Origin of the sequence: Bacteroides caccae, from assembly GCF_002222615.2 — a bacterium.
Taxonomy (GTDB): Bacteria; Bacteroidota; Bacteroidia; order Bacteroidales; family Bacteroidaceae; genus Bacteroides; species Bacteroides caccae.
Map to the genome: position 1 here is coordinate 3,272,856 of NZ_CP022412.2, position 19,317 is coordinate 3,292,172.

Here is a 19,317-nt window from a genome sequence, read left to right on the forward strand (position 1 = left end):
ACAAAATTGAGACAAATGATAAAGTATGTGGCAATATCGTTAATAGCTATCTTTCTTATGGCATGTACCGGCAATAAGAATTCGTATTTTTCCGAGGAGGAGAAGGAAGATTCGAATGCCAAGGAAATGTTGCAGGGGATTTGGCTGAATGATGAAACGGAGAGCCCGTTGATGCGCGTAGAAGGAGACACAATTTTCTATGCAGACTCGCAAAGTGCTCCAATTGCTTTTAAAATTATACGGGACACTCTTTATACTTATGGGAATGATACGACTTATTATAAGATTGATAAGCAGGCAGAACATATATTCTGGTTTCATTCCATAACGGATAATATCATCAAGCTGCATAAGTCGGAGGACTTTAATGATTCATTGTCTTTTGTCCGTGAGGAAGTGGTTATTCCCACCTATACTGAAGTAACCAAACGCGATAGTGTAGTGACTTATAATGGCGCTCGTTATCGTGCTTATGTATATATTAATCCTTCCAAGATGAAAGTTATCAAAACAACTTATTCTGAAGACGGGATTAGCATGGACAATGTGTATTACGACAATGTGATGCACATTTGTGTCTATGAAGGCAAGAAAAGTTTATTTGCCAGTGATATAACGAAGCAAATGTTTGATAAGGTTGTGCCCGAAGATTTCTTGGTACAGGCTATTTTATCTGATACCAAGTTTTTAAAAGTAGACCGGAATGGTTTTCATTATCAAGCCATTTTAGCCATTCCGGAGAGTTCTGTATATAGTATAGCAGAGTTGGAAATCAGTTTTGACGGTACTCTGACTATTGCTTCAACCAAATAAAGATTTAGTTCTGCCTGGGAGAGGGACGGTTGTTCCCTTTTCCTCCTCCATTGTTTCTTTTTCCTTTGAAGTTTCTTCTCTTTGAATAGTTGCCGCCCTTATTACTAAAAGAACGTGGCTTATATTCGGGAGCTTCACCTAATTCTGTTGGAATAGGAATTTTATAGATTTCTTTTTCAAGGAAGTTCTCTATACTTTTAAAGTTACTCTGCTCTTTTTCACTGACAAATGTAAGTGCAACCCCATCGTTGTTGGCCCGTGCCGTACGTCCGATACGGTGCACATAATCTTCACTATCATGAGGAACGTCAAAGTTGATAACCAGGCGGATATCGTCAATGTCAATGCCGCGTGCCACGATATCCGTAGCTACTAATATATTAATTCTTCCGGCTTTGAAATCATGCATAACTGCTTCTCGTTGGACTTGTTCAAGATCCGAGTGCATTTCTCCTACATTCAGCTTCATTGATTTCAAGGCTTTTGTCACTTCCTTAACCTTGATTTTAGAAGACGCGAAGATAATAACACGTTCGGGAACTTCATCCATAAAAAGGTTACGTATAATTCCCAACTTTTGATTCTCGTAGCAAACATAGGCAGCCTGGATAATTTTATCGGCAGGCCTTGAAACTGCAAGTTTTATTTCCGATGGATTATTCAGGATGGTATTTGCTAACTGCTGGATCTTGGCAGGCATTGTCGCAGAAAACATGATAGTCTGCCGTTCTTTCGGCAAGTATTTCACTATCTGCATAATATCATCATAAAATCCCATATCGAGCATACGGTCCGCTTCGTCCAATATAAAATAAGAAACCTTGGAAAGATCTACATATCCAAGACTTAAATGAGCGATTAAACGTCCGGGAGTAGCAATAACTACGTCAGCTCCTAATGTAAGCCCTTTTTTCTGTTGTTCGAACAGGATACCGTCGTTTCCACCATATACCGCCACACTTGATGCAGGCATAAAATAGGAGAAACCTTCCATTTGCTGGTCGATTTGTTGCGCTAATTCCCGGGTAGGAGACATGATAACACAATTAATCGCATCCTCCGGATGTTTACCTTCGGATAGTTTATTCAGTACGGGAAGCAGAAATGCTGCCGTCTTACCTGTACCTGTCTGTGCCACTGCTATCAAGTCTTTACCCTCAAGTATTATTGGAATTGCTTGTTCCTGTATAGGTGTACATTCGTCAAATCGCATGGCATCGAGCGCCTCAAGCACATTTGCATTAAGTTGCAGTTCGGAAAACTTCATTCTTTCAATTTATTTGTTAGCAAAGATAAACTATTTTTCTCTCTCAATTACATATTCAAATAAGAATCTTTGAATCCTAGGAAATAGAGTACTCCATCAAGTCCGATAGTGTTAATGGATTGCTTGGCATTTGCCACAACTTTGGGTTTGGCATGAAATGCAATGCCGAGTCCGGCAATTCCTAACATCGGCAGATCGTTTGCACCGTCTCCTACAGCAATTGTCTGTGCAATATCCACTTTCTCGACCTGAGCTATCAATCGGAGTAGTTCAGCTTTCCGCTTCCCGTCTACCACGTCTCCCAGATAACGTCCGGTCAGTTTCCCGTCAACAATTTCCAACTCATTTGCATATACATAGTCGATGCCGTATTTCTTTTGCAGGTATTGACCGAAATAAGTAAACCCTCCGGAAAGGATAGCAATTTTATAACCATATTTCTTCAGTACATACATCAATCGGTCCACACCTTCTGTAATAGGCAGACTTTCTGCAATCTCCTGCATCACAGACTCGTCCAGTCCTTTTAAGAGTGCTACACGACGCGTAAAGCTTTCCGTGAAGTCTATTTCTCCCCGCATGGCACTTTCTGTAATAGCTTTAACCTGATCACCTACACCGGCACGGATAGCCAATTCATCAATAACTTCTGTTTCAATCAATGTAGAATCCATATCGAAACAAATTAGGCGGCGCATACGGCGGTACATATTATCTTGTTGGAAAGAAAAGTCCATTTCCAGTTCGCTTGCCAGTTTCATTAATCCTTCCTGCATAGCAACTCGGTCTTTGGGAGTGCCTCTCACGGAAAATTCGATACAGGCACGGGTACGTGTGTCTGTCTTGTCTTCATCTAATGGGATACGACCTGTCAGACGCTTGATAGCATCAATGTTCATACCTTGCTCGGCCAATATCTTGGTAGCTGCGGATAGTTGCAGCGCAGAAAGCTTGCGCCCCAACACAGTCAGGATATAGCGGTTTTTACCTTGCATACCTACCCAATTCTCATACTGTTCGGTCGTGATTGGCTCAAACCGAATCGTGACTCCCAATGAAGAAGCTTTAAACAACAGTTCTTTCATGATGAACCCGGAATGTCTCTCTTCACTTTTGAAAAGGATACCCAATGACAATGTGTTATGAATATCCGCCTGACCGATGTCGAGAATGGTAGCATCATATTTGGCAAGTATTTCAGTCACGGATGAGGTCAGTCCCGGGCGATCTTCGCCAGTAACTCGAATCAGAATTAATTCAGTATTTGATAGTTGCATAAGAAATAGACTTTAATCCTGCAAAAGTAGAGAAAAAAGTTCGTTTTTATGCTAAATAACATAAAAAGTTATACTCAAAAAGTAAGATTTTTGCTTGTTTTTTTGGAAGTTAATTTAATAATTACTTACCTTTGCACTTGGTTTCAAAAATAAAGGCTCTGATAATCAGCGGATTCCTCTTCGCCTGATGCCTGAAAAGACAACGTTTCGGGAAGAAACCACTGTTTAAGGACAGTCCCGGATAGTATTAACTAAAACCGAATTACATGAGACATGTAAAATGGATTTTTGTTGTATTACTGATTTGTTCCTTGACCGCTTTCGTTGAGAAAGACAAACCGACCGGAGGTTTGAGTGAGGGTGATGTAGCCCCTGATTTTAAAATCGAATCTACATCAGAAGAGCAACCTGCATTTAAACTGGCTAATATGAAAGGCCGCTATGTGTTGCTAAGTTTTTGGGCAAGTTATGATGCGCAGTCCCGGATGCAAAATGTAAGTTTGAGCAATGTGCTTCGTTCTTCCCGTAATGTGGAAATGGTTTCCGTATCGTTTGACGAATATCAGTCGATTTTCAAGGAAACCGTTCGTAAGGACCAAATAGTTACGCCCACTTGTTTCGTGGAAACAGAAGGCGAGGACTCCGGATTGTTTAAGAAGTACCGTTTGAATCGGGGGTTCACTAACTATTTATTGGATGGAAATGGTGTTATTATAGCCAAAAACATCTCTGCTGCAGATCTTTCTGCTTATGTAAAAGAAGTCGGTTGACGATTTTGGAAATGTAAGGAGAAAGAGGTATTTTTCGGTTCGCTGTCTGGCGAATAATGAAGAATAGACAAAAGAGGAAATGGATACAACAAAAAAGTTCCGCCTACACTTGCTTTCAAGCAGGAATAGGCGGAACTTCTATTTTATATATTCTTTATCCTTCTATTTAGGCGCCTTCTGGTACAGGAAGAATGCGATACCCGCATAAAGGATGTTTGGAATCCACACAGCGATAACAGGAGGTACGTTTCCATTAATAGCAAAAGTTGAAGTAATTGTCTGGAATAAGATATAAGAGAAACTCAATCCTAATCCGATACCCAGATGAAGTCCCATACCGCCTTTTGTTTTCCGTGACGAAAGCGAAACACCAATAATTGTCAGAATGAAAGAGGCGAATGACATGGCAATTCGTTTGTGATATTCAATCTCAAATTCCTTAATATTGGCAAATCCCCTTCGTTTCTGTTTCTCGATATAATCACTCAATTGAGGACTGGTCAGCATTTCCTGTTGGTTCTTCATAATCAGGAAATCGGATGGTTCCATGTTGATTATAGAGTCGATTTTGTCTCCTTTGGTGATTTTTTCCTTTAAACCGTCTAATTCGCGTACCATATAGTCATGGATAGTCCATTTGTGGACGGTAGCAGTATCATAAGTTATACGGCGTGCGGTCAAATGTGAAACCAGTTTTTTATCGACAAATTTATCCAAAGAGAAACGGTTTCCTGTCTTCATTGCGTTGTTATAGTTATCTATATATGCAATGACACCACTATCCACTTCCAACTGTACGTTACGTGCCGTATTCTGCTTTTTAGGTTTGATGTACCTATCTTCAAAGTTCAGGCGCGTCACACTTCCTTTAGGAATCACATACGAGCTTAACATGAATGTTGTTAATGCAATAATGGCAGCAGAAATCATGTACGGACGCATCATTCTCTTAAAACTCATGCCGGTAGAGAACATGGCAATAATTTCAGAATTTTCCGCCAGTTTGGAAGTAAAGAAAATAACGGCAATGAATACGAACAGCGGACTGAACAGATTAGAGAAATAGGGGATAAAGTTCATGTAATATTCAAAGATGATTTTACTCCAAGGAGCTTCATGCTCCATAAGCTTGTCCATCTTCTCGTTGAAGTCGAACACTACTGCAATAGAAATGATTAATGCAATAGCAAATACGTATGTCCCCAAGAACTTCTTGATGATATACCAGTCCAGCCGTTTTATAAATCGATTGCTTTTCATTCCTTATAATCTAGTTGATACTCTTTTAACCATCATCGGTTTCCAAGTAGAAAAATCTCCGGCAATGATATGTTTCCGGGCTTCACCCACTAACCATAGATAGAATGCCAGATTGTGTATGGAAGCGATTTGCATTGCCAGCAGTTCTTGTGCGTGGAAAAGATGACGCAGATATGCTTTACTGTATAGAGTGTCTACGCTGGAAGCTCCGTCTACTTCAATAGGAGAGAAGTCCATTTCCCATTTTTTGTTTCGCATATTAATGATTCCATCTTTTGTAAACAGCATGCCATTTCGTCCGTTTCTTGTAGGCATCACGCAATCGAACATATCGACTCCCCGCTCTATGCCTTCAAGAATATTGACAGGAGTGCCGACTCCCATTAAATAACGCGGTTTGTCTTTGGGAAGAATTTCATTGACGATCTCAATCATTTCATACATCTTGTCTACCGGTTCGCCTACCGCAAGACCACCGATAGCATTCCCGTCGGCACCTTTAGAAGCTACAAACTCTGCAGACTGCTTACGCAAGTCGGGATAAACACATCCTTGCACGATAGGAAAAAGAGATTGATTATAACCGTATTTAGGTTCGGTTTCATTAAAACGTTGTATACATCGGTCGAGCCACCTATGTGTCAACCCTAGTGACTTTTTGGCATACGCATAGTCCGAGTCTCCCGGAGGACATTCGTCAAAAGCCATCATGATATCGGCTCCGATCGTACGTTCTATATCCATGACTTTTTCCGGCGTGAAAATATGCTTGCTGCCATCGATATGAGAACGGAATTCAGCACCTTCTTCCCGTAATTTCCGGATTCCGGCGAGGGAAAATACCTGAAAACCACCGCTATCAGTAAGCATAGGACGGTCGAATCCGTTAAAACGATGCAGGCCACCTGCCTTTTCAATCACCTCTAGTCCCGGACGAAGATATAAATGGTAGGTGTTCCCCAGAATAATCTGCGCTCGAATATCCTCTTTCAGTTCTGTCAGGTGTACTCCTTTAACTGTGCCCAGTGTACCCACAGGCATAAAGATAGGGGTTTGTATTTGCCCGTGGTCTGTTGTAATCAAACCTGCACGGGCATTACTTTTAGTGTCTGTATATTGTAACTCAAATGTCATTCCTGGCTGGGTTTCTTAACAGATAAATCAATGGCGTCCGCCACTTTTTCGTTTGTCAGAGCTATTGCAAATACCTCCTTTATGTCATTTACATAGTGGAAAGTCAATCCTTTCAGATAGATATCCTGAATTTCATCAATATTTTTCTTATTCTCTACACTCATGATGATCTCCTTGATGCCGGCACGTTTGGCGGCTAGAATCTTTTCCTTGATACCACCTACGGGAAGCACTTTACCACGGAGAGTTATTTCTCCTGTCATGGCAATATTAGCTTTCACTTTTCTTTGTGTCAATGCGGAAGCCAAAGAAGTAGCCATAGTGATACCTGCTGACGGTCCATCCTTAGGAATTGCGCCTTCAGGAACGTGGATATGAATATTCCAGTTATCAAAAATATCTTCGTTAAGCTGCAAAAGTGAAGCGTGCGACTTGATATATTCAAGTGCAAGCATAGCAGATTCCTTCATTACATCTCCCAGATTACCGGTTAATGTGAGACGTCCGCCCTTGCCTCTGCTCAAACTGGTTTCAACAAAGAGTATTTCACCTCCTACAGCTGTCCATGCCAATCCGGTCACTACACCTGCGTAATCATTTCCCTGATATTTGTCACGTGTATATTCCGGTGCACCTAAAAAGTCATACAAGTCTGTCGGCTTAATTTCCGTTTTAGCAAAATATCCGTCCGTTGCATACTGACGTGCAGACTTACGAAGAATCTTGCCAATCTTCTTTTCCAGTTCACGGACACCGCTTTCGCGGGTATATGACTCTATGATAGCTTCCAATGTTTCTTTCGGAAGTTTAATATCACTCTTCTTTAATCCGTTAGCTTCCAGTTCCTTGGGGAGTAAGTGTTTACGGGCAATCTCAATCTTTTCTTCCGTGATATAGCCGCTGACTTCAATTAGTTCCATACGGTCGAGCAATGGACCGGGGATTGTATTCAAGTTATTGGCAGTTGCAATAAACAAGACTTTTGACAGGTCATAATCTACATCCAGAAAGTTGTCGTGGAAAGAAGTATTCTGTTCCGGGTCGAGCACTTCCAACAAAGCAGACGACGGGTCGCCCTGGCGGTCGGCACTCACCTTGTCTATTTCATCCAGAATAAAAACAGGGTTGGAAGCACCGGCTTTGATCAAGCTTTTGATGATTCGTCCCGGCATAGCACCGATATATGTTTTACGGTGTCCGCGAATTTCTGCTTCATCGTGTACGCCTCCTAAGGACATACGTACATATTTTCGTTTTAATGCAGACGCTATGGATTTTCCGAGGGATGTCTTACCAACTCCCGGAGGACCATATAGACAGATAATAGGTGATTTCATGTCACCTTTCAATTTTAGTACAGCTAAATGTTCCAAAATACGCTCTTTCACTTTTTCCAGTCCATAGTGGTCTTTATTCAATGTCTTCTCTGCATTCTTTAAATTCAGATTGTCTGTCGTATAAACTCCCCACGGAAGGTTTAGCATGGTTTGAAGGTAGTTAAGCTGAACACTGTAATCCGGAGATTGCGGATGAGTACGTTCCAACTTGGCCAATTCTTTCAGGAAAGTTTCTCTGACCTCCGCATTCCAGCGCATACGTTCCGCCTTCTGGCGCATTTCTTCAATTTCCTGTTCCTGACCGCTACCACCCAACTCGTCCTGAATCGTTTTGATTTGCTGTTGCAGGAAATATTCGCGTTGTTGCTGGTCGATATCTTCACGGGCACGCATTTGAATAGATGCCTTGATTTCAGCCAACTGGACCTCACGGTTTAAGATTTCCAATAGGTGATAAGTACGTTCACGCAATGAGTTAATGCTTAATAAATCCATTTTCTCATCTTTCTTGAACGGAAGATTCGAACAAATGAAATTAACCAGGAACATTGAATTATTAATGTTCTTGATAGCAAATGCCGAGTCCTGGTGCATTACATCTGACGATTTGATATAACGCATTGTCAAGTCCTTGCAGGTTTCTACCAAAGCTTGAAATTCCTTGTCGTCTTTACTTGGAACATCTTCTTCCAAGAGTTCAATTTCACCTTTTAAATATGGATGAGTCTCTGTGATGTCTTTTAGAATCAGACGTTTCATTCCCTGAAGAATAACAGTCGTTGTTTGATCCGGCATTTCCAGCACACGTACAATCCGTCCTACAGTACCCACATTATGTAAATCCTCCAACTTCGGGTCTTCCGTATGGGCTGATCTTTGACATACCACTGCGATGTCCTTATGCTTTTTCTCGGCATCACGTATAAGTTTGAGTGAGGATTTTCGTCCTACTGTTATAGGAAGAAAAACTCCGGGAAACAACACCATATTACGAAGGGGGAGGACCGGAAGAATTTCACCAGATTTGACATTCACTTCAAATGCTTGCTCGTCGTTGCCATCATAGTCAGTAATCAGCGAGAAGCCATTGTTATCACCTACATCTTCCAATAAGTATCTTTCTTTCATCTTTTCGTTTTAATTTAGTTTATGTCATACAAATATGCATAAATCGTTTGCAAAGTTAATTGATTCTCTCTAATAATAAAGCACTGTTAGAATAAAAACACAAAAACAATGCCAAAATATAGAGCGATCGGAGAAGTATTCCATAATAATTATTTATTTTTGGCGATTTCCAGTAAAATAGTAGAATAAAACAGGTTTAAAAACAAGTGATAAAATGTCAAATCCTTATTTTCAATTTAAGCAGTTTACGGTATGGCATGATAAGTGTGCTATGAAAGTTGGTACGGACGGGGTACTTTTGGGAGCGTGGACTTCTGTTCAAGGTGCGCATAGTATTCTGGATGTTGGGACAGGAACCGGGTTGGTCGCTTTAATGTTGGCTCAACGTAGTTTGCCGAATACAAATATTGTAGCATTGGAAATTGATGAAGCTGCTGCCGAGCAGGCTAAGGAAAATATTGTTCGTTCTCCTTGGAAGAAGCAGATAGAAGTAGTACAGACTGATTTTAGAAAATATCAATCTCCTGAGAAGTTTGACGTGATTGTTTCTAATCCTCCGTATTTTGTTGATTCATTAGGATGTCCAGATCAACAAAGAAATTCTGCCCGGCATAATGATTCTTTGACTTATGAGGAATTATTGGAAGGAGTAACCGGTTTATTGACAGAAAATGGTACTTTTACGATTGTGATTCCGATGGATGTAGCTGATAGAGTAAAGATGATAGCTTCTGAAAAGAAATTGCAGGCAGTCCGGCAACTAAATGTGATAACTAAGCCCGGTGGTATTCCTAAACGTACTCTGATTACCTTTTCTTTTTCTAATCAGGAATGCATTGTGGAAGAACTATTGACAGAAGTTGCCCGGCATCAATATAGTAAGGAATATATAGCATTGACTCGGGAATATTATCTTAACATGTGAGTAGGGGATTTGTATTCTCTCGATATTAATGTATTTAAAATGATAAATAGAAAGAATCTGATATCGCAAGTACTATAGCTTTTCTCGTCTTTTCAATAGAATTGATGCAATAATGTTTTTTATGATTTTTAAGAGAAATCGTTTTTTAAAGAGATTGACTTCTAAAACAATCATAAAAGACAGAGGATGAATTCACCCTCTGCTACCCAAGCTGTTTGTATCAGGATTTAATTCTTTTACAGCCTCTTCTACTACTTTCTTGGTCGGCTTGCGATAAACCTCTGCCTGTTGTACCGGCATTATCTCATTCATCATTCTTTCATATCCTTTTTGTTCTAACAAATGAATTTCTTTTTCATTTGTTTCTTTTTGTTTTCTTGTTTTCATATGGCTTTTATTTTTTAAGTTTCTACTTTGAAAACAGAAAACAGCAAAAGATAGTTCATTTTACTAGAATATATTTTCGATTAATTCATCTCAATAAACGCATTAATACATATCTTTGTCCATGTAACAGATCCCTCTTTACTTAAATTATGAAAGAAAATAAGTATGATAGTCTTCTTCAAGCAGGATTTGAAATATTCGAATTAATAGAACCACAACCAAACGAAGTGATGTTGAACACTATTCCGGAAATGAAAGATGAGCTTCGACGTCCTATGATGCTTTTGATTTCTGCCAAAAAGAAATATTGAAATGCAAACGAATGAATTTCAGGGTATTGAAAAATAATAAGTAAAAAACATCCGTTTAGCTATTGTCAATTAAAAAATACTCCCTATCTTTGCACCGCTTTTGAAAAGAACAATCCTTCAGAAAGTAGCGGGGTGTAGCGCAGTCCGGTTAGCGCACCTGCTTTGGGAGCAGGGGGTCGTGGGTTCGAATCCCGCTACCCCGACTACAAAGAAAAAGGAAGTTCTGTTAAAAGTTTTTCGGGGTGTAGCGCAGTCCGGTTAGCGCACCTGCTTTGGGAGCAGGGGGTCGTGGGTTCGAATCCCGCTACCCCGACGAAAATATTAAGTCAAGAAATTTAAAAATAAAAAGCTGATGCATACTATGTTTCAGCTTTTTTGGTTTTATACAAATGATAAGTTGATTCTACTTTGTTTGTGAGAGATAAAGAAGGCAATTCTTTGAATTATCTTTGAACTTGTTTATAGATATATATTTCTATTTGTTCATCATCTATAATATAAAGCGGTGCTTTAGGAGAGATAAAGCATAGCTTTACGATATCTAAAGCTATGGGTTATGAATCAGAAACAGATACTTTCTTTTATTTATCGGGGATAGAAGGTGAAGACCTCTCTTTCATGAGTTTTTCATATTATCCACAAGATACACAAAAAGACTGCAATTATTTAGGAAAAGTGAGAATAAACTTACTTCCTTTACCTGATTCTGATTTTACATTAATACTCCCTTCATGTAAAGTCATAATTTGCTTACATAAACTAAGTCCGATACCGGAACCGGATGTTTTGGTAGTAAAGAAAGGTACAAATATCTTATCAAGAACATCGGGCAAAATACCTTCCCCATTGTCAGATACTGTCAGAAGCTTATTGCCAGCAGGCGAAATTATTACTTCTACCCGAATATCCTTATCAGATTGCCTACCACAGGCTTCACGGGCATTTTTCAATAAATTGATGAGAACTTGCTCTATTTGAGCCCGATCTATATATAAGGTTAGGTCTGATGAAGGGATTTCAAAATGGATATATTCTTCCGGGAATAATTTCTTTAAATCCATACACAGTTCCGTGATAGAAACTTTGGTGCAGACAGGAGTAGGGATTCGTGTCAAGCGACGATAATTTTCAACGAACTCCAATAATCCTTTGCTTCTTCTATGAATAGTCTGCATGGCTTGTAACATAATGGAATATTCTTTTTCTCCAAGCAGTTTGGGTATCCCCCTTTCGCTCAGTGTTTCTGAAAGAGAGATAATCGGTGTGATAGAATTCATTATTTCATGCGTCAATACACGTATCAGCTTTTGCCAGGCTTCCATTTCATTTCGTTCCAGTACGGAATGGATGTTTTTCAGGCTGATTATTTGTTGCTCTTTTCCTTGTGTTACAAATTTCGTACAAGAAATAGCCATTTCCAAAACAGTGCTGTTTTGTTCAATACGAATAATAGGAATATCATTAATTGCAGAAGCTCTCAGGAGTGCTTCCGGTAATTGTGAGATCTGTCCTAAATGCGTGACAGCAGCTTGGTTCATCCATTCTATATGTCCGGCTTTGTCGGTAACAAGTACGGCTGTATCTACCTTATTTAATAAGTTTTCGTAATATTGATGTTTGATTTCCTCTGCTAATAATCTTCCCCGAAAATCTTTTAGGCTCTCTGAAAGTTCTTTTGCCCACTCATTCATTATTTTATTTTTAAAAGGCGGGTGGAAAGTTTGCATCATGTCATTGTATCGAAGTCCGTCTGTCAGCCGTCTCAATAAAATTATTTGCTTGAATTGCATACGGTATAGGTGTATACCAAAGGTTATTAATAGTATGATGCAGATAACGGTACTGAACCATAACTGTTTTTGAAACAACAGGCAACTTCCGATAGAAAGCAGCATTATAAATAAGATGTGTAAAATCACTCTGATTGCAAATCGTTTCATAGGCCTAGTTTTTCAAGTTTACGATATAGGGCAAAACGGGTTATGCCCAGATACTCGGCAGCACGGGAGATATTCCCTTCGCTGAGTTTCATTGCTTTCTCAATAGTTTGACGCTCCAGTTGTTCCAGATTCAGTATCATTTCTTCTTCCTTCCTCTGTTTAGGACTGGCATGGAAAAGAAAATTCTCCGGTTTTAATAAAGAGCCGTCTCCTAATATAACAGCGCGCTCTATTGTATGCTGCAATTCGCGTACATTTCCGGGCCAGGCATACTTTAACAGTTTGTTTTTGGCTTCCCGAGTCAGGCCACGCATATCTTTTTTATATTTACGTGCATACCGTTGTAGAAAATATTCAGCTAGTAGAATAATATCATTTCCACGTTCACGGAGTGGAGGAATATGTATTTCAATGGTGTTGATACGATAGAGCAAGTCCTGGCGGAAGTTTCCTTCGTCCACTAGTTGACGGATGTCCGCGTTTGTGGCACAAATCAGGCGGACGTCAATAGGAACAGCCTGCGTACTGCCTAAACGGTTGATTTGTCGCTTTTCAATAGCTGTCAATAACTTCGATTGCATAGGAAGTGAAAGGTTACCGATTTCATCCAGAAACAGAGTTCCGTTAGTGGCAACTTCCATTCGTCCGGCTTTTGATTTTTTTGCGTCGGTGAAAGCTCCTTTCTCAAATCCGAACAGTTCGCTTTCAAAAAGTTGTTCGGGAATACTTCCCAAGTCAATAGTGACAAAAGGTTTGCCGTATCGAGGAGAGCAGCGATAGAGAAGACGGGCGATTACGTCTTTTCCTGTTCCATTTTCTCCTAAAATAAGGATATTGGCATCTGTGCTGCTTAATTTATTTATTGTGGTGAAAACTTCCTGCATGGCAGGAGATTCTCCTATAATATCTCCTTCCGAAGAATTCTGACCGCTAAGTAATTCTACCTGCTCCTTCAAAATGTTTACTTCCCGTTGAGAGTGACGTAATCGCATTCCGGAAGTAAGAGTGGCCAGTAGTTTTTCCTTTTCCCACGGTTTGGGGATAAAGTCTGTTGCACCGGCTTTGATAGCCCGTACTGCTTTATCAGTATCTGCATAGGCAGTCATAAAGATGACAATCGCTTGCGGATCGATTTTCAATATTTGCTTCAAGCTTTCGAATCCTTCCTGACCACTAATAGCGTCACGGCTAAAATTCATATCTAATAAAATAAGATCAGGTTGAAAAGTGGTCATGAAATGTTCGATTCGGTCGGGAGTGGTGGCTACCTTTATTTTTTCTGTGTAAGGTTCCAACAGCAGGTTTAGAGCGAAGAGGACATCTTCGTTATCATCTACTATAAGTATCTTTCCCAGTTTGTTTACTTCTTCCATTCTTTTAGCTAATTAGAATATAATCTTTTTCCTTTACTGCACCGGCAAAGATATGGATAATAATCATGTGTTGTATGTGCGATTACGCACTATTTTCGTGCGTATTTGCACGCTATTTTAAAAAGAAAAACAAGTATATTTCATTGATATACAAATATTTATATAAATGGCACAGGTTTTGAATTATAAATAACAAATAAAACTAAGAATGAATCTGAAAATAATCTGCATAAGTATTGGAATCCTGGCGACGGAATTATTGGCTGCTCAAGATCAGACAACAGAACTGTCATTGGAACAAGTTGTGAAGATTGCTCGTCTAGAGTCTCCCGATGCGCAGACGGCACGTCATAGCTTCCGTTCGGCTTATTGGAATTATAAATATTATCGTGCCAACTATTTACCGACTTTGAACTTGACATCCGATCCTAATCTGAATCGTGCCATTAATAAGATAACAATGGGGGACGGTTCCGTTAAGTTTGTTGAGCAGAATTTGTTGAATACTGATCTGACTTTGAATCTTTCACAAAACATACCTTGGACAGGAGGTTCCTTGTTTCTTGAAACGTCCGCACAACGTATGGATTTGTTCAGCGAACATAAATATTCGTGGCAGACTTCACCTATCATGATAGGATACCGGCAATCGCTTTTCGGCTACAATAGTTTGAAATGGGATAAACGAATAGAACCGGTACGCTATCAGGAGGCAAAGAAAAGCTATGTAGAGACATTAGAACTTGTATCTGCCAATGCGATTAATAAATTTTTTGCTCTAGCCACTGCCCAAAGTAATTATGACATAGCATCCTTTAATTATGCGAATGCCGACACGTTATATCGCTATGCACAAGGACGTTACAATATCGGGACAATAACGGAGAATGAAATGCTGCAACTGGAGCTTAACCGTCTTACAGAAGAAACAAATCGTATGAACGCCCGTATTGAAATGGATAACTGTATGCAGGAACTCCGTTCATATCTGGGCATTCAGGAAGAGAGGGAGATTCGTGTACGTGTCAGTTCCCGGATACCGGATTTCAGTATTAATCTGAATGAGGCGCTAGCATTGGCGTATGAGAATAGCCCGGATATACAAACGATGAAACGGCGCAAGCTGGAAAGTGAAAGTGCGGTTGCGAGAGCCCGTGCCAATGCAGGTTTGAAAGCAGACATTTATCTTCGTTTCGGACTGACACAGACAGCGGATAAATTACCAGAGGCTTATCGAAACCTTTTAGATCAACAATATGTAAGTTTAAGTATCTCCCTACCAATTTTAGATTGGGGACGGGGAAAGGGACAGGTACGGGTAGCCCGTTCTAACCGTGACCTGGTTTATACGCAGGTGGAACAAAACAGGACGGATTTTGAACTGAATGTCCGTAAACTGGTGAAGCAGTTTAATCTGCAAACGCAACGTGTCCGTATCGCTGCCCGTACAGATGAAACCGCCCAACGGAGGAATGAAGTTGCCCGTAAACTTTATATATTGGGAAAATCTACCATTCTTGATTTGAACGCTTCCATTTCAGAAAAAGATAGTGCACGCCGTAATTATGTATCGGCTTTATACAACTATTGGAGTTTGTATTACACACTCCGTAGCATGACACTTTATGATTTTGAGAGTAACAAGTTGCTGACGGAGGATTATAATCTCCTCATTGAATAGGATAGAATGATTTTTTATAATTGATATAAATATAAAAACTATATAACCTCATGGATATAAAATTAGAAAAGAAACCGTGGTACATTCGTTATAGATACTATCTGACAGGAGGACTTTTGTTTATCTCCTTTCTGATTTATGTAATCGTCCTTTCATTAGGTCCCAGGAAGCTGCGTGTTGATGCCGAGAATATTCAGATAGCGGAAGTGAAAGATGCTGACTTTATGGAATATGTAGATGTAGAAGGACTAATTCAACCTATATTGACAATTAAAGTCAATACCCGCGAAGCAGGAAGTGTAGAAAGCATAGTAGGTGAAGAAGGCAGTTTACTTCAGCAAGGTGATACTATTCTTATTCTTTCTAATCCGGACCTACTTCGTAACATTGAAGATCAGCGTGATGAATGGGAAAAACAAATGATTACCTACCAGGAGCAGGAGATTGAAATGGAGCAAAAGAGCCTGAATTTGAAACAGCAGGCCTTGACGAATAATTATGAGCTTGAGCGTCTGAAAAAAAGCATTGCTCTTGACCGTGAGGAATATCAAATGGGAGTAAAGAGTAAGGCCCAGTTGCAAGTAGCTGAAGATGAGTATAATTATAAACAAAAAAATGCAGCTTTGCAACAGGAGAGCTTGCGGCACGATTCTGCTGTGACAATGATTCGTAAAGAACTTATCCGCAACGACCGAGAAAGAGAACGGAAAAAATATGAACGCGTTCATGAACGTTTGAATAATTTAGTGGTAACGGCTCCGATAAAAGGACAGCTTAGCTTTGTGAAGGTTACTCCCGGGCAGCAAGTGTCTTCCGGCGAAAGTATTGCTGAGATAAAGGTACTTGACCAATATAAAATCCATACTTCGCTCAGTGAATATTATATTGACCGGATTACTACCGGATTGCCTGCTACCATTAATTATCAAGGGAAGAAATATCCGTTAAGAATAACGAAAGTTGTCCCTGAAGTAAAAGACCGTATGTTTGATGTCGATCTTGTTTTCACAGATGATATGCCTGATAACGTAAGAGTGGGCAAGAGTTTCCGTGTACAGATAGAACTAGGGCAACCGGAGCAGACGCTTATTATCCCACGCGGCAATTTCTATCAGGCTACGGGAGGACAATGGATTTATAAGGTGAATGCTTCAAAAACAAAAGCTGTTCGTGTACCTTTGTCTGTCGGTCGCCAAAATCCGCAACAATACGAAATTACAGAAGGTTTACGGCCGGGAGATTGGGTTATTACGACGGGATATGATACCTTTGGCGATGCTGAGGAATTAATATTAAGATAAACAGACAACTTTAAACAGATAGTATGAAAACACTGAAATATGCAGTACGCTTTTTATTACGTGCGAAATCATATACGACTATCAATTTACTCGGACTGACACTTAGTCTAGCCTGTTGTATTATCTTGTCCCGTTATATTTATCGTGAAACAACAGTAGATATGCATTGTATAGACCGTAATCAGGTATATGGAGTTCAAGTGTCGTTTGATGGAAACCGGGTGTTGAGTAAGGCAGAAATAGGAAAGCGTGATAGTACTTATATAGATGACAATGTTATACTGACACGTTCAAGTGTAATATTGCTTGAGAATGATTATGTAGATTATCAGACAAATCGTTTTTCTGTACATGCCTTAATAGCTGACAATGCTTATTTCAGACTTTTTCCTTATCAAGTATTGCAGGGAGAGATTTCTTTGGAAGCTCCGGAATCAGCATTGTTAATGGAAGATTTCGCCAAAAAACTTTTTGGTAAAGAAAATCCGCTAGGTAAGGTGTTACGTTTTTCTAACGGTAAAGATATCAAGGTGACAGGTATATTGAAAAAGCCGGTAAATAAACAAACATTCAATTTCGATATAGTACTTTCTCATGCATTTTCGACAGACTGGGGACGGATGCCTTTGGAGTTTATTCAGTTTACTTCTGAGAAGGCAGTGGAACAAGCCAATCAAATAGGGAGTTATCCCCGGTTTATAAATCAAGATTCTCGTTTCGGAGATGTTCGTAAATACACATTCTCTCTTATTCCTGTCAGTCAAATGTATTGGGAGCAAGCATTACTTTACCAAACAGGGCCTAGTATGCTTGTTAGTGGGAATCGTTCTCATCTATTCATTCTTGGAGGAATTTGTTTATTGATACTGTTTGCCGGGATTATCAACTTTATTAATCTTTATTCTGTATTAATGGTGAAACGAGGGAGGACTTACAATCTTCGAAAAGTATTCGGTGCCAGTGGCAATACACTGTTTACGCAAATTTTCACAGAAAACGTTCTACTGATAGCCGTTTCTATTGTGTTTGCATGGTTTATTGTTGAAATAACATCTGTTTTTGTATCCCACTTGTTGGATAGCCGGATAGTCTATACTAAATTCGACTGGATATTGTCGATATCTATCCTGATATTCCTGTCTTTGACTGTAAGCCTGTATTCACATATAAAATGCCAGCGCTCTTTACCGGCTGTTGCTCTCAAGGCATTAGGTACCGATAAACGTTCTATTCGTTTTCGTATGATATTCCTTTTTGTACAATATGTTGTTACCTTTTTATTGGTCTTACTTTCCATCTATTTTAATAAGCAATTCAATTTGATGTTGCAGACAGATCCGGGATTCCGTACAAAAGATATAATTCAGGCAAATATGATATATGAATCGAACGATTATTCTTCGTATACATCTGAAACTGTAAACCAACGTAAAGAAAGAGTTTTAGCGATAGATCAACTGATAGATAATTGTCCGGATATCCAAAGCTGGACAACCGGTTTTTATTCTATTCTTGGGTTTGATTATTCTGCAGGATTTCGAAATGCAAAAGGAGAACTGGTTACGTTGAATCAGAGTTATGTTACCGACAGTTTCTTTAAACTCTTTGAGATTCCTTTTATTGAAGGAGATTTATCGGAAGCAGATAAAGAACAAGGAGGTGAGATTATAGTTGTCAACCGTGCCGCATTGGCCGCTTTAGGCTACACAAGTTGCAAGGGGGCTACTATAATTAATGAGCAGATGAGAAAGATAAAACCCGATTTACAGGCACAGCCTATTGGTGCCGTAATAGAAGATTATTATGATAGACATGTAGGATTGGGTGCTCGCCCTATGGTATTTATCGTAAATAAACGGTTGAAGGGAGATTACTATCAGATTGCTTGTTATCCGGGGAAAACTCAGGTAGTCATCAATTATCTTAAAGATATTCAGAAAAAAGTATATGGTACGGAAGATTTTAAATACTCACAATTGGATGATGATGTGGCGGCACTCTATAAAAACGACCGGCGAATAGCCATGGTATATGCTATTTTTGCATGTATTGGAATTATAATAATCTGTCTCGGATTATTCGGTATTTCATTATTTGATATTCGTCAGCGCTATCGGGAGATTGCAATTCGTAAAGTAAACGGTGCATTGGTGAAAGACTTGTACTTGCTGCTTGGATGTAAATATTTGGTTGTATTGGGAAGCGCTTTTGCAGTATCTATTCCATTGTCCTGCTACTTGATTTATCAGTATACTAAAGCCCTTGTGATAAAAGCTCCGTTAAGCATGAATGTCTTTCTGATAGCATTGCTCGTAGTAAGTTGTATCTCTTTAGGCACACTGTGCTGGCAAATAAAAAAGGCATCACGTATTGACCCGGCCAAAATAATGAAAATAGAATAAAAATAATAATA

General features: G+C 39.5%; 14 protein-coding genes, 2 tRNA genes and 1 pseudogene. 9 read left to right on the forward strand and 8 right to left on the reverse strand.

Annotated elements, in window-relative coordinates:
- The first annotated feature begins 15 nt into the window (after window positions 1-15).
- Window positions 16-813: a DUF4738 domain-containing protein gene (locus CGC64_RS13445; protein ID WP_005675885.1), complete on the forward strand. Its 798-nt coding sequence runs from the start codon at window positions 16-18 to the stop codon at window positions 811-813.
- 4 nt (window positions 814-817) lie between these two features.
- Here the strand turns inward: CGC64_RS13445 and CGC64_RS13450 are convergent, their stop codons facing one another.
- Together CGC64_RS13450 and serB are read right to left on the reverse strand one after the other, a co-directional pair.
- On the reverse strand, window positions 818-2,080 hold the full coding sequence (locus tag CGC64_RS13450; protein WP_005675884.1) for a DEAD/DEAH box helicase: 1,263 nt from the start codon (window positions 2,078-2,080) through the stop codon (window positions 818-820).
- A gap of 47 nt (window positions 2,081-2,127) precedes the next feature.
- Window positions 2,128-3,357: a phosphoserine phosphatase SerB gene (serB, locus tag CGC64_RS13455; protein WP_005675883.1), complete on the reverse strand. Its 1,230-nt coding sequence runs from the start codon at window positions 3,355-3,357 to the stop codon at window positions 2,128-2,130.
- Between the two features lie 266 nt (window positions 3,358-3,623).
- Between serB and CGC64_RS13465 the strand changes: the two genes are divergently transcribed.
- A complete protein-coding gene (locus tag CGC64_RS13465; protein WP_005675882.1) occupies window positions 3,624-4,127 on the forward strand; it encodes a thioredoxin family protein in 504 nt (167 codons plus the stop codon).
- A 162-nt stretch (window positions 4,128-4,289) separates the two neighbouring features.
- Here the strand turns inward: CGC64_RS13465 and CGC64_RS13470 are convergent, their stop codons facing one another.
- Genes CGC64_RS13470 through lon form a run of 3 tightly spaced genes read right to left on the reverse strand, consistent with a single transcriptional unit; the run spans window position 4,290 to window position 8,986 of the window.
- Window positions 4,290-5,387 (reverse strand): LptF/LptG family permease, encoded by a 1,098-nt coding sequence (locus tag CGC64_RS13470; RefSeq protein WP_005675881.1) that lies wholly within the window; start codon window positions 5,385-5,387, stop codon window positions 4,290-4,292.
- 3 nt (window positions 5,388-5,390) lie between these two features.
- Window positions 5,391-6,521, reverse strand: a complete 1,131-nt coding sequence (tgt, locus tag CGC64_RS13475; protein ID WP_005675880.1) for a tRNA guanosine(34) transglycosylase Tgt — start codon at window positions 6,519-6,521, stop codon at window positions 5,391-5,393.
- A complete protein-coding gene (gene lon / locus CGC64_RS13480; RefSeq protein WP_005675879.1) occupies window positions 6,518-8,986 on the reverse strand; it encodes an endopeptidase La in 2,469 nt (822 codons plus the stop codon). Before lon ends, tgt begins: the two co-directional genes overlap by 4 nt.
- 214 nt (window positions 8,987-9,200) lie before the next feature.
- Here lon and CGC64_RS13485 point away from each other — a divergent pair, with 214 nt between their 5' ends.
- On the forward strand, window positions 9,201-9,911 hold the full coding sequence (locus CGC64_RS13485) for a tRNA1(Val) (adenine(37)-N6)-methyltransferase (protein ID WP_005675878.1): 711 nt from the start codon (window positions 9,201-9,203) through the stop codon (window positions 9,909-9,911).
- A gap of 192 nt (window positions 9,912-10,103) precedes the next feature.
- Here CGC64_RS13485 and CGC64_RS13490 read toward each other — a convergent pair whose 3' ends face one another.
- The gene (locus CGC64_RS13490) at window positions 10,104-10,298 is read right to left on the reverse strand and encodes a hypothetical protein (protein WP_005675876.1); all 195 of its coding nucleotides are present in this window, start codon (window positions 10,296-10,298) and stop codon (window positions 10,104-10,106) included.
- Window positions 10,299-10,465: 167 nt separating this feature from the next.
- On the opposite strand from CGC64_RS13490, the pseudogene CGC64_RS13495 reads away from it, so the two are divergent.
- From CGC64_RS13495 to CGC64_RS13505, 3 genes and pseudogenes are all read left to right on the forward strand, one after another.
- Window positions 10,466-10,609: pseudogene (locus tag CGC64_RS13495) on the forward strand (methyltransferase); the annotation flags it as partial.
- Between the two features lie 128 nt (window positions 10,610-10,737).
- A tRNA-Pro gene (locus CGC64_RS13500) sits at window positions 10,738-10,812 on the forward strand.
- 35 nt (window positions 10,813-10,847) lie between these two features.
- Window positions 10,848-10,922 (forward strand) — tRNA-Pro (locus CGC64_RS13505).
- Between the two features lie 349 nt (window positions 10,923-11,271).
- On the opposite strand, the gene CGC64_RS13510 is transcribed toward CGC64_RS13505, so the two are convergent.
- A complete protein-coding gene (locus CGC64_RS13510; protein ID WP_005675872.1) occupies window positions 11,272-12,549 on the reverse strand; it encodes a sensor histidine kinase in 1,278 nt (425 codons plus the stop codon).
- The gene (locus tag CGC64_RS13515) at window positions 12,546-13,922 is read right to left on the reverse strand and encodes a sigma-54-dependent transcriptional regulator (protein ID WP_005675871.1); all 1,377 of its coding nucleotides are present in this window, start codon (window positions 13,920-13,922) and stop codon (window positions 12,546-12,548) included. Before CGC64_RS13515 ends, CGC64_RS13510 begins: the two co-directional genes overlap by 4 nt.
- A 208-nt stretch (window positions 13,923-14,130) precedes the next feature.
- Between CGC64_RS13515 and CGC64_RS13520 the strand changes: the two genes are divergently transcribed.
- Genes CGC64_RS13520 through CGC64_RS13530 form a run of 3 tightly spaced genes read left to right on the forward strand, consistent with a single transcriptional unit; the run spans window position 14,131 to window position 19,306 of the window.
- Window positions 14,131-15,603 (forward strand): TolC family protein, encoded by a 1,473-nt coding sequence (locus tag CGC64_RS13520; RefSeq protein WP_005675870.1) that lies wholly within the window; start codon window positions 14,131-14,133, stop codon window positions 15,601-15,603.
- A gap of 50 nt (window positions 15,604-15,653) precedes the next feature.
- Window positions 15,654-16,904, forward strand: a complete 1,251-nt coding sequence (locus CGC64_RS13525) for an efflux RND transporter periplasmic adaptor subunit (RefSeq protein WP_005675869.1) — start codon at window positions 15,654-15,656, stop codon at window positions 16,902-16,904.
- 23 nt (window positions 16,905-16,927) lie between these two features.
- Entirely contained in the window at window positions 16,928-19,306 is a 2,379-nt protein-coding gene (locus CGC64_RS13530; protein WP_032854968.1) for an ABC transporter permease, read from the forward strand.
- The last annotated feature ends 11 nt before the right edge of the window (window positions 19,307-19,317 follow it).

Excerpts from the sequence above, each read along its gene's own strand:
- tgt (WP_005675880.1), bottom strand. The coding sequence starts at position 6,521 with ATGACATTTGAGTTACAATATACAGACACTAAAAGTAATGCCCGTGCA.
- serB (WP_005675883.1), bottom strand. The coding sequence starts at position 3,357 with ATGCAACTATCAAATACTGAATTAATTCTGATTCGAGTTACTGGCGAA.
- CGC64_RS13490 (WP_005675876.1), bottom strand. The coding sequence starts at position 10,298 with ATGAAAACAAGAAAACAAAAAGAAACAAATGAAAAAGAAATTCATTTG.
- CGC64_RS13525 (WP_005675869.1), top strand. The coding sequence starts at position 15,654 with ATGGATATAAAATTAGAAAAGAAACCGTGGTACATTCGTTATAGATAC.
- lon (WP_005675879.1), bottom strand. The coding sequence starts at position 8,986 with ATGAAAGAAAGATACTTATTGGAAGATGTAGGTGATAACAATGGCTTC.
- CGC64_RS13470 (WP_005675881.1), bottom strand. The coding sequence starts at position 5,387 with ATGAAAAGCAATCGATTTATAAAACGGCTGGACTGGTATATCATCAAG.
- CGC64_RS13510 (WP_005675872.1), bottom strand. The coding sequence starts at position 12,549 with ATGAAACGATTTGCAATCAGAGTGATTTTACACATCTTATTTATAATG.
- CGC64_RS13485 (WP_005675878.1), top strand. The coding sequence starts at position 9,201 with ATGTCAAATCCTTATTTTCAATTTAAGCAGTTTACGGTATGGCATGAT.
- CGC64_RS13445 (WP_005675885.1), top strand. The coding sequence starts at position 16 with ATGATAAAGTATGTGGCAATATCGTTAATAGCTATCTTTCTTATGGCA.
- CGC64_RS13530 (WP_032854968.1), top strand. The coding sequence starts at position 16,928 with ATGAAAACACTGAAATATGCAGTACGCTTTTTATTACGTGCGAAATCA.
- CGC64_RS13515 (WP_005675871.1), bottom strand. The coding sequence starts at position 13,922 with ATGGAAGAAGTAAACAAACTGGGAAAGATACTTATAGTAGATGATAAC.
- CGC64_RS13465 (WP_005675882.1), top strand. The coding sequence starts at position 3,624 with ATGAGACATGTAAAATGGATTTTTGTTGTATTACTGATTTGTTCCTTG.
- CGC64_RS13450 (WP_005675884.1), bottom strand. The coding sequence starts at position 2,080 with ATGAAGTTTTCCGAACTGCAACTTAATGCAAATGTGCTTGAGGCGCTC.
- CGC64_RS13520 (WP_005675870.1), top strand. The coding sequence starts at position 14,131 with ATGAATCTGAAAATAATCTGCATAAGTATTGGAATCCTGGCGACGGAA.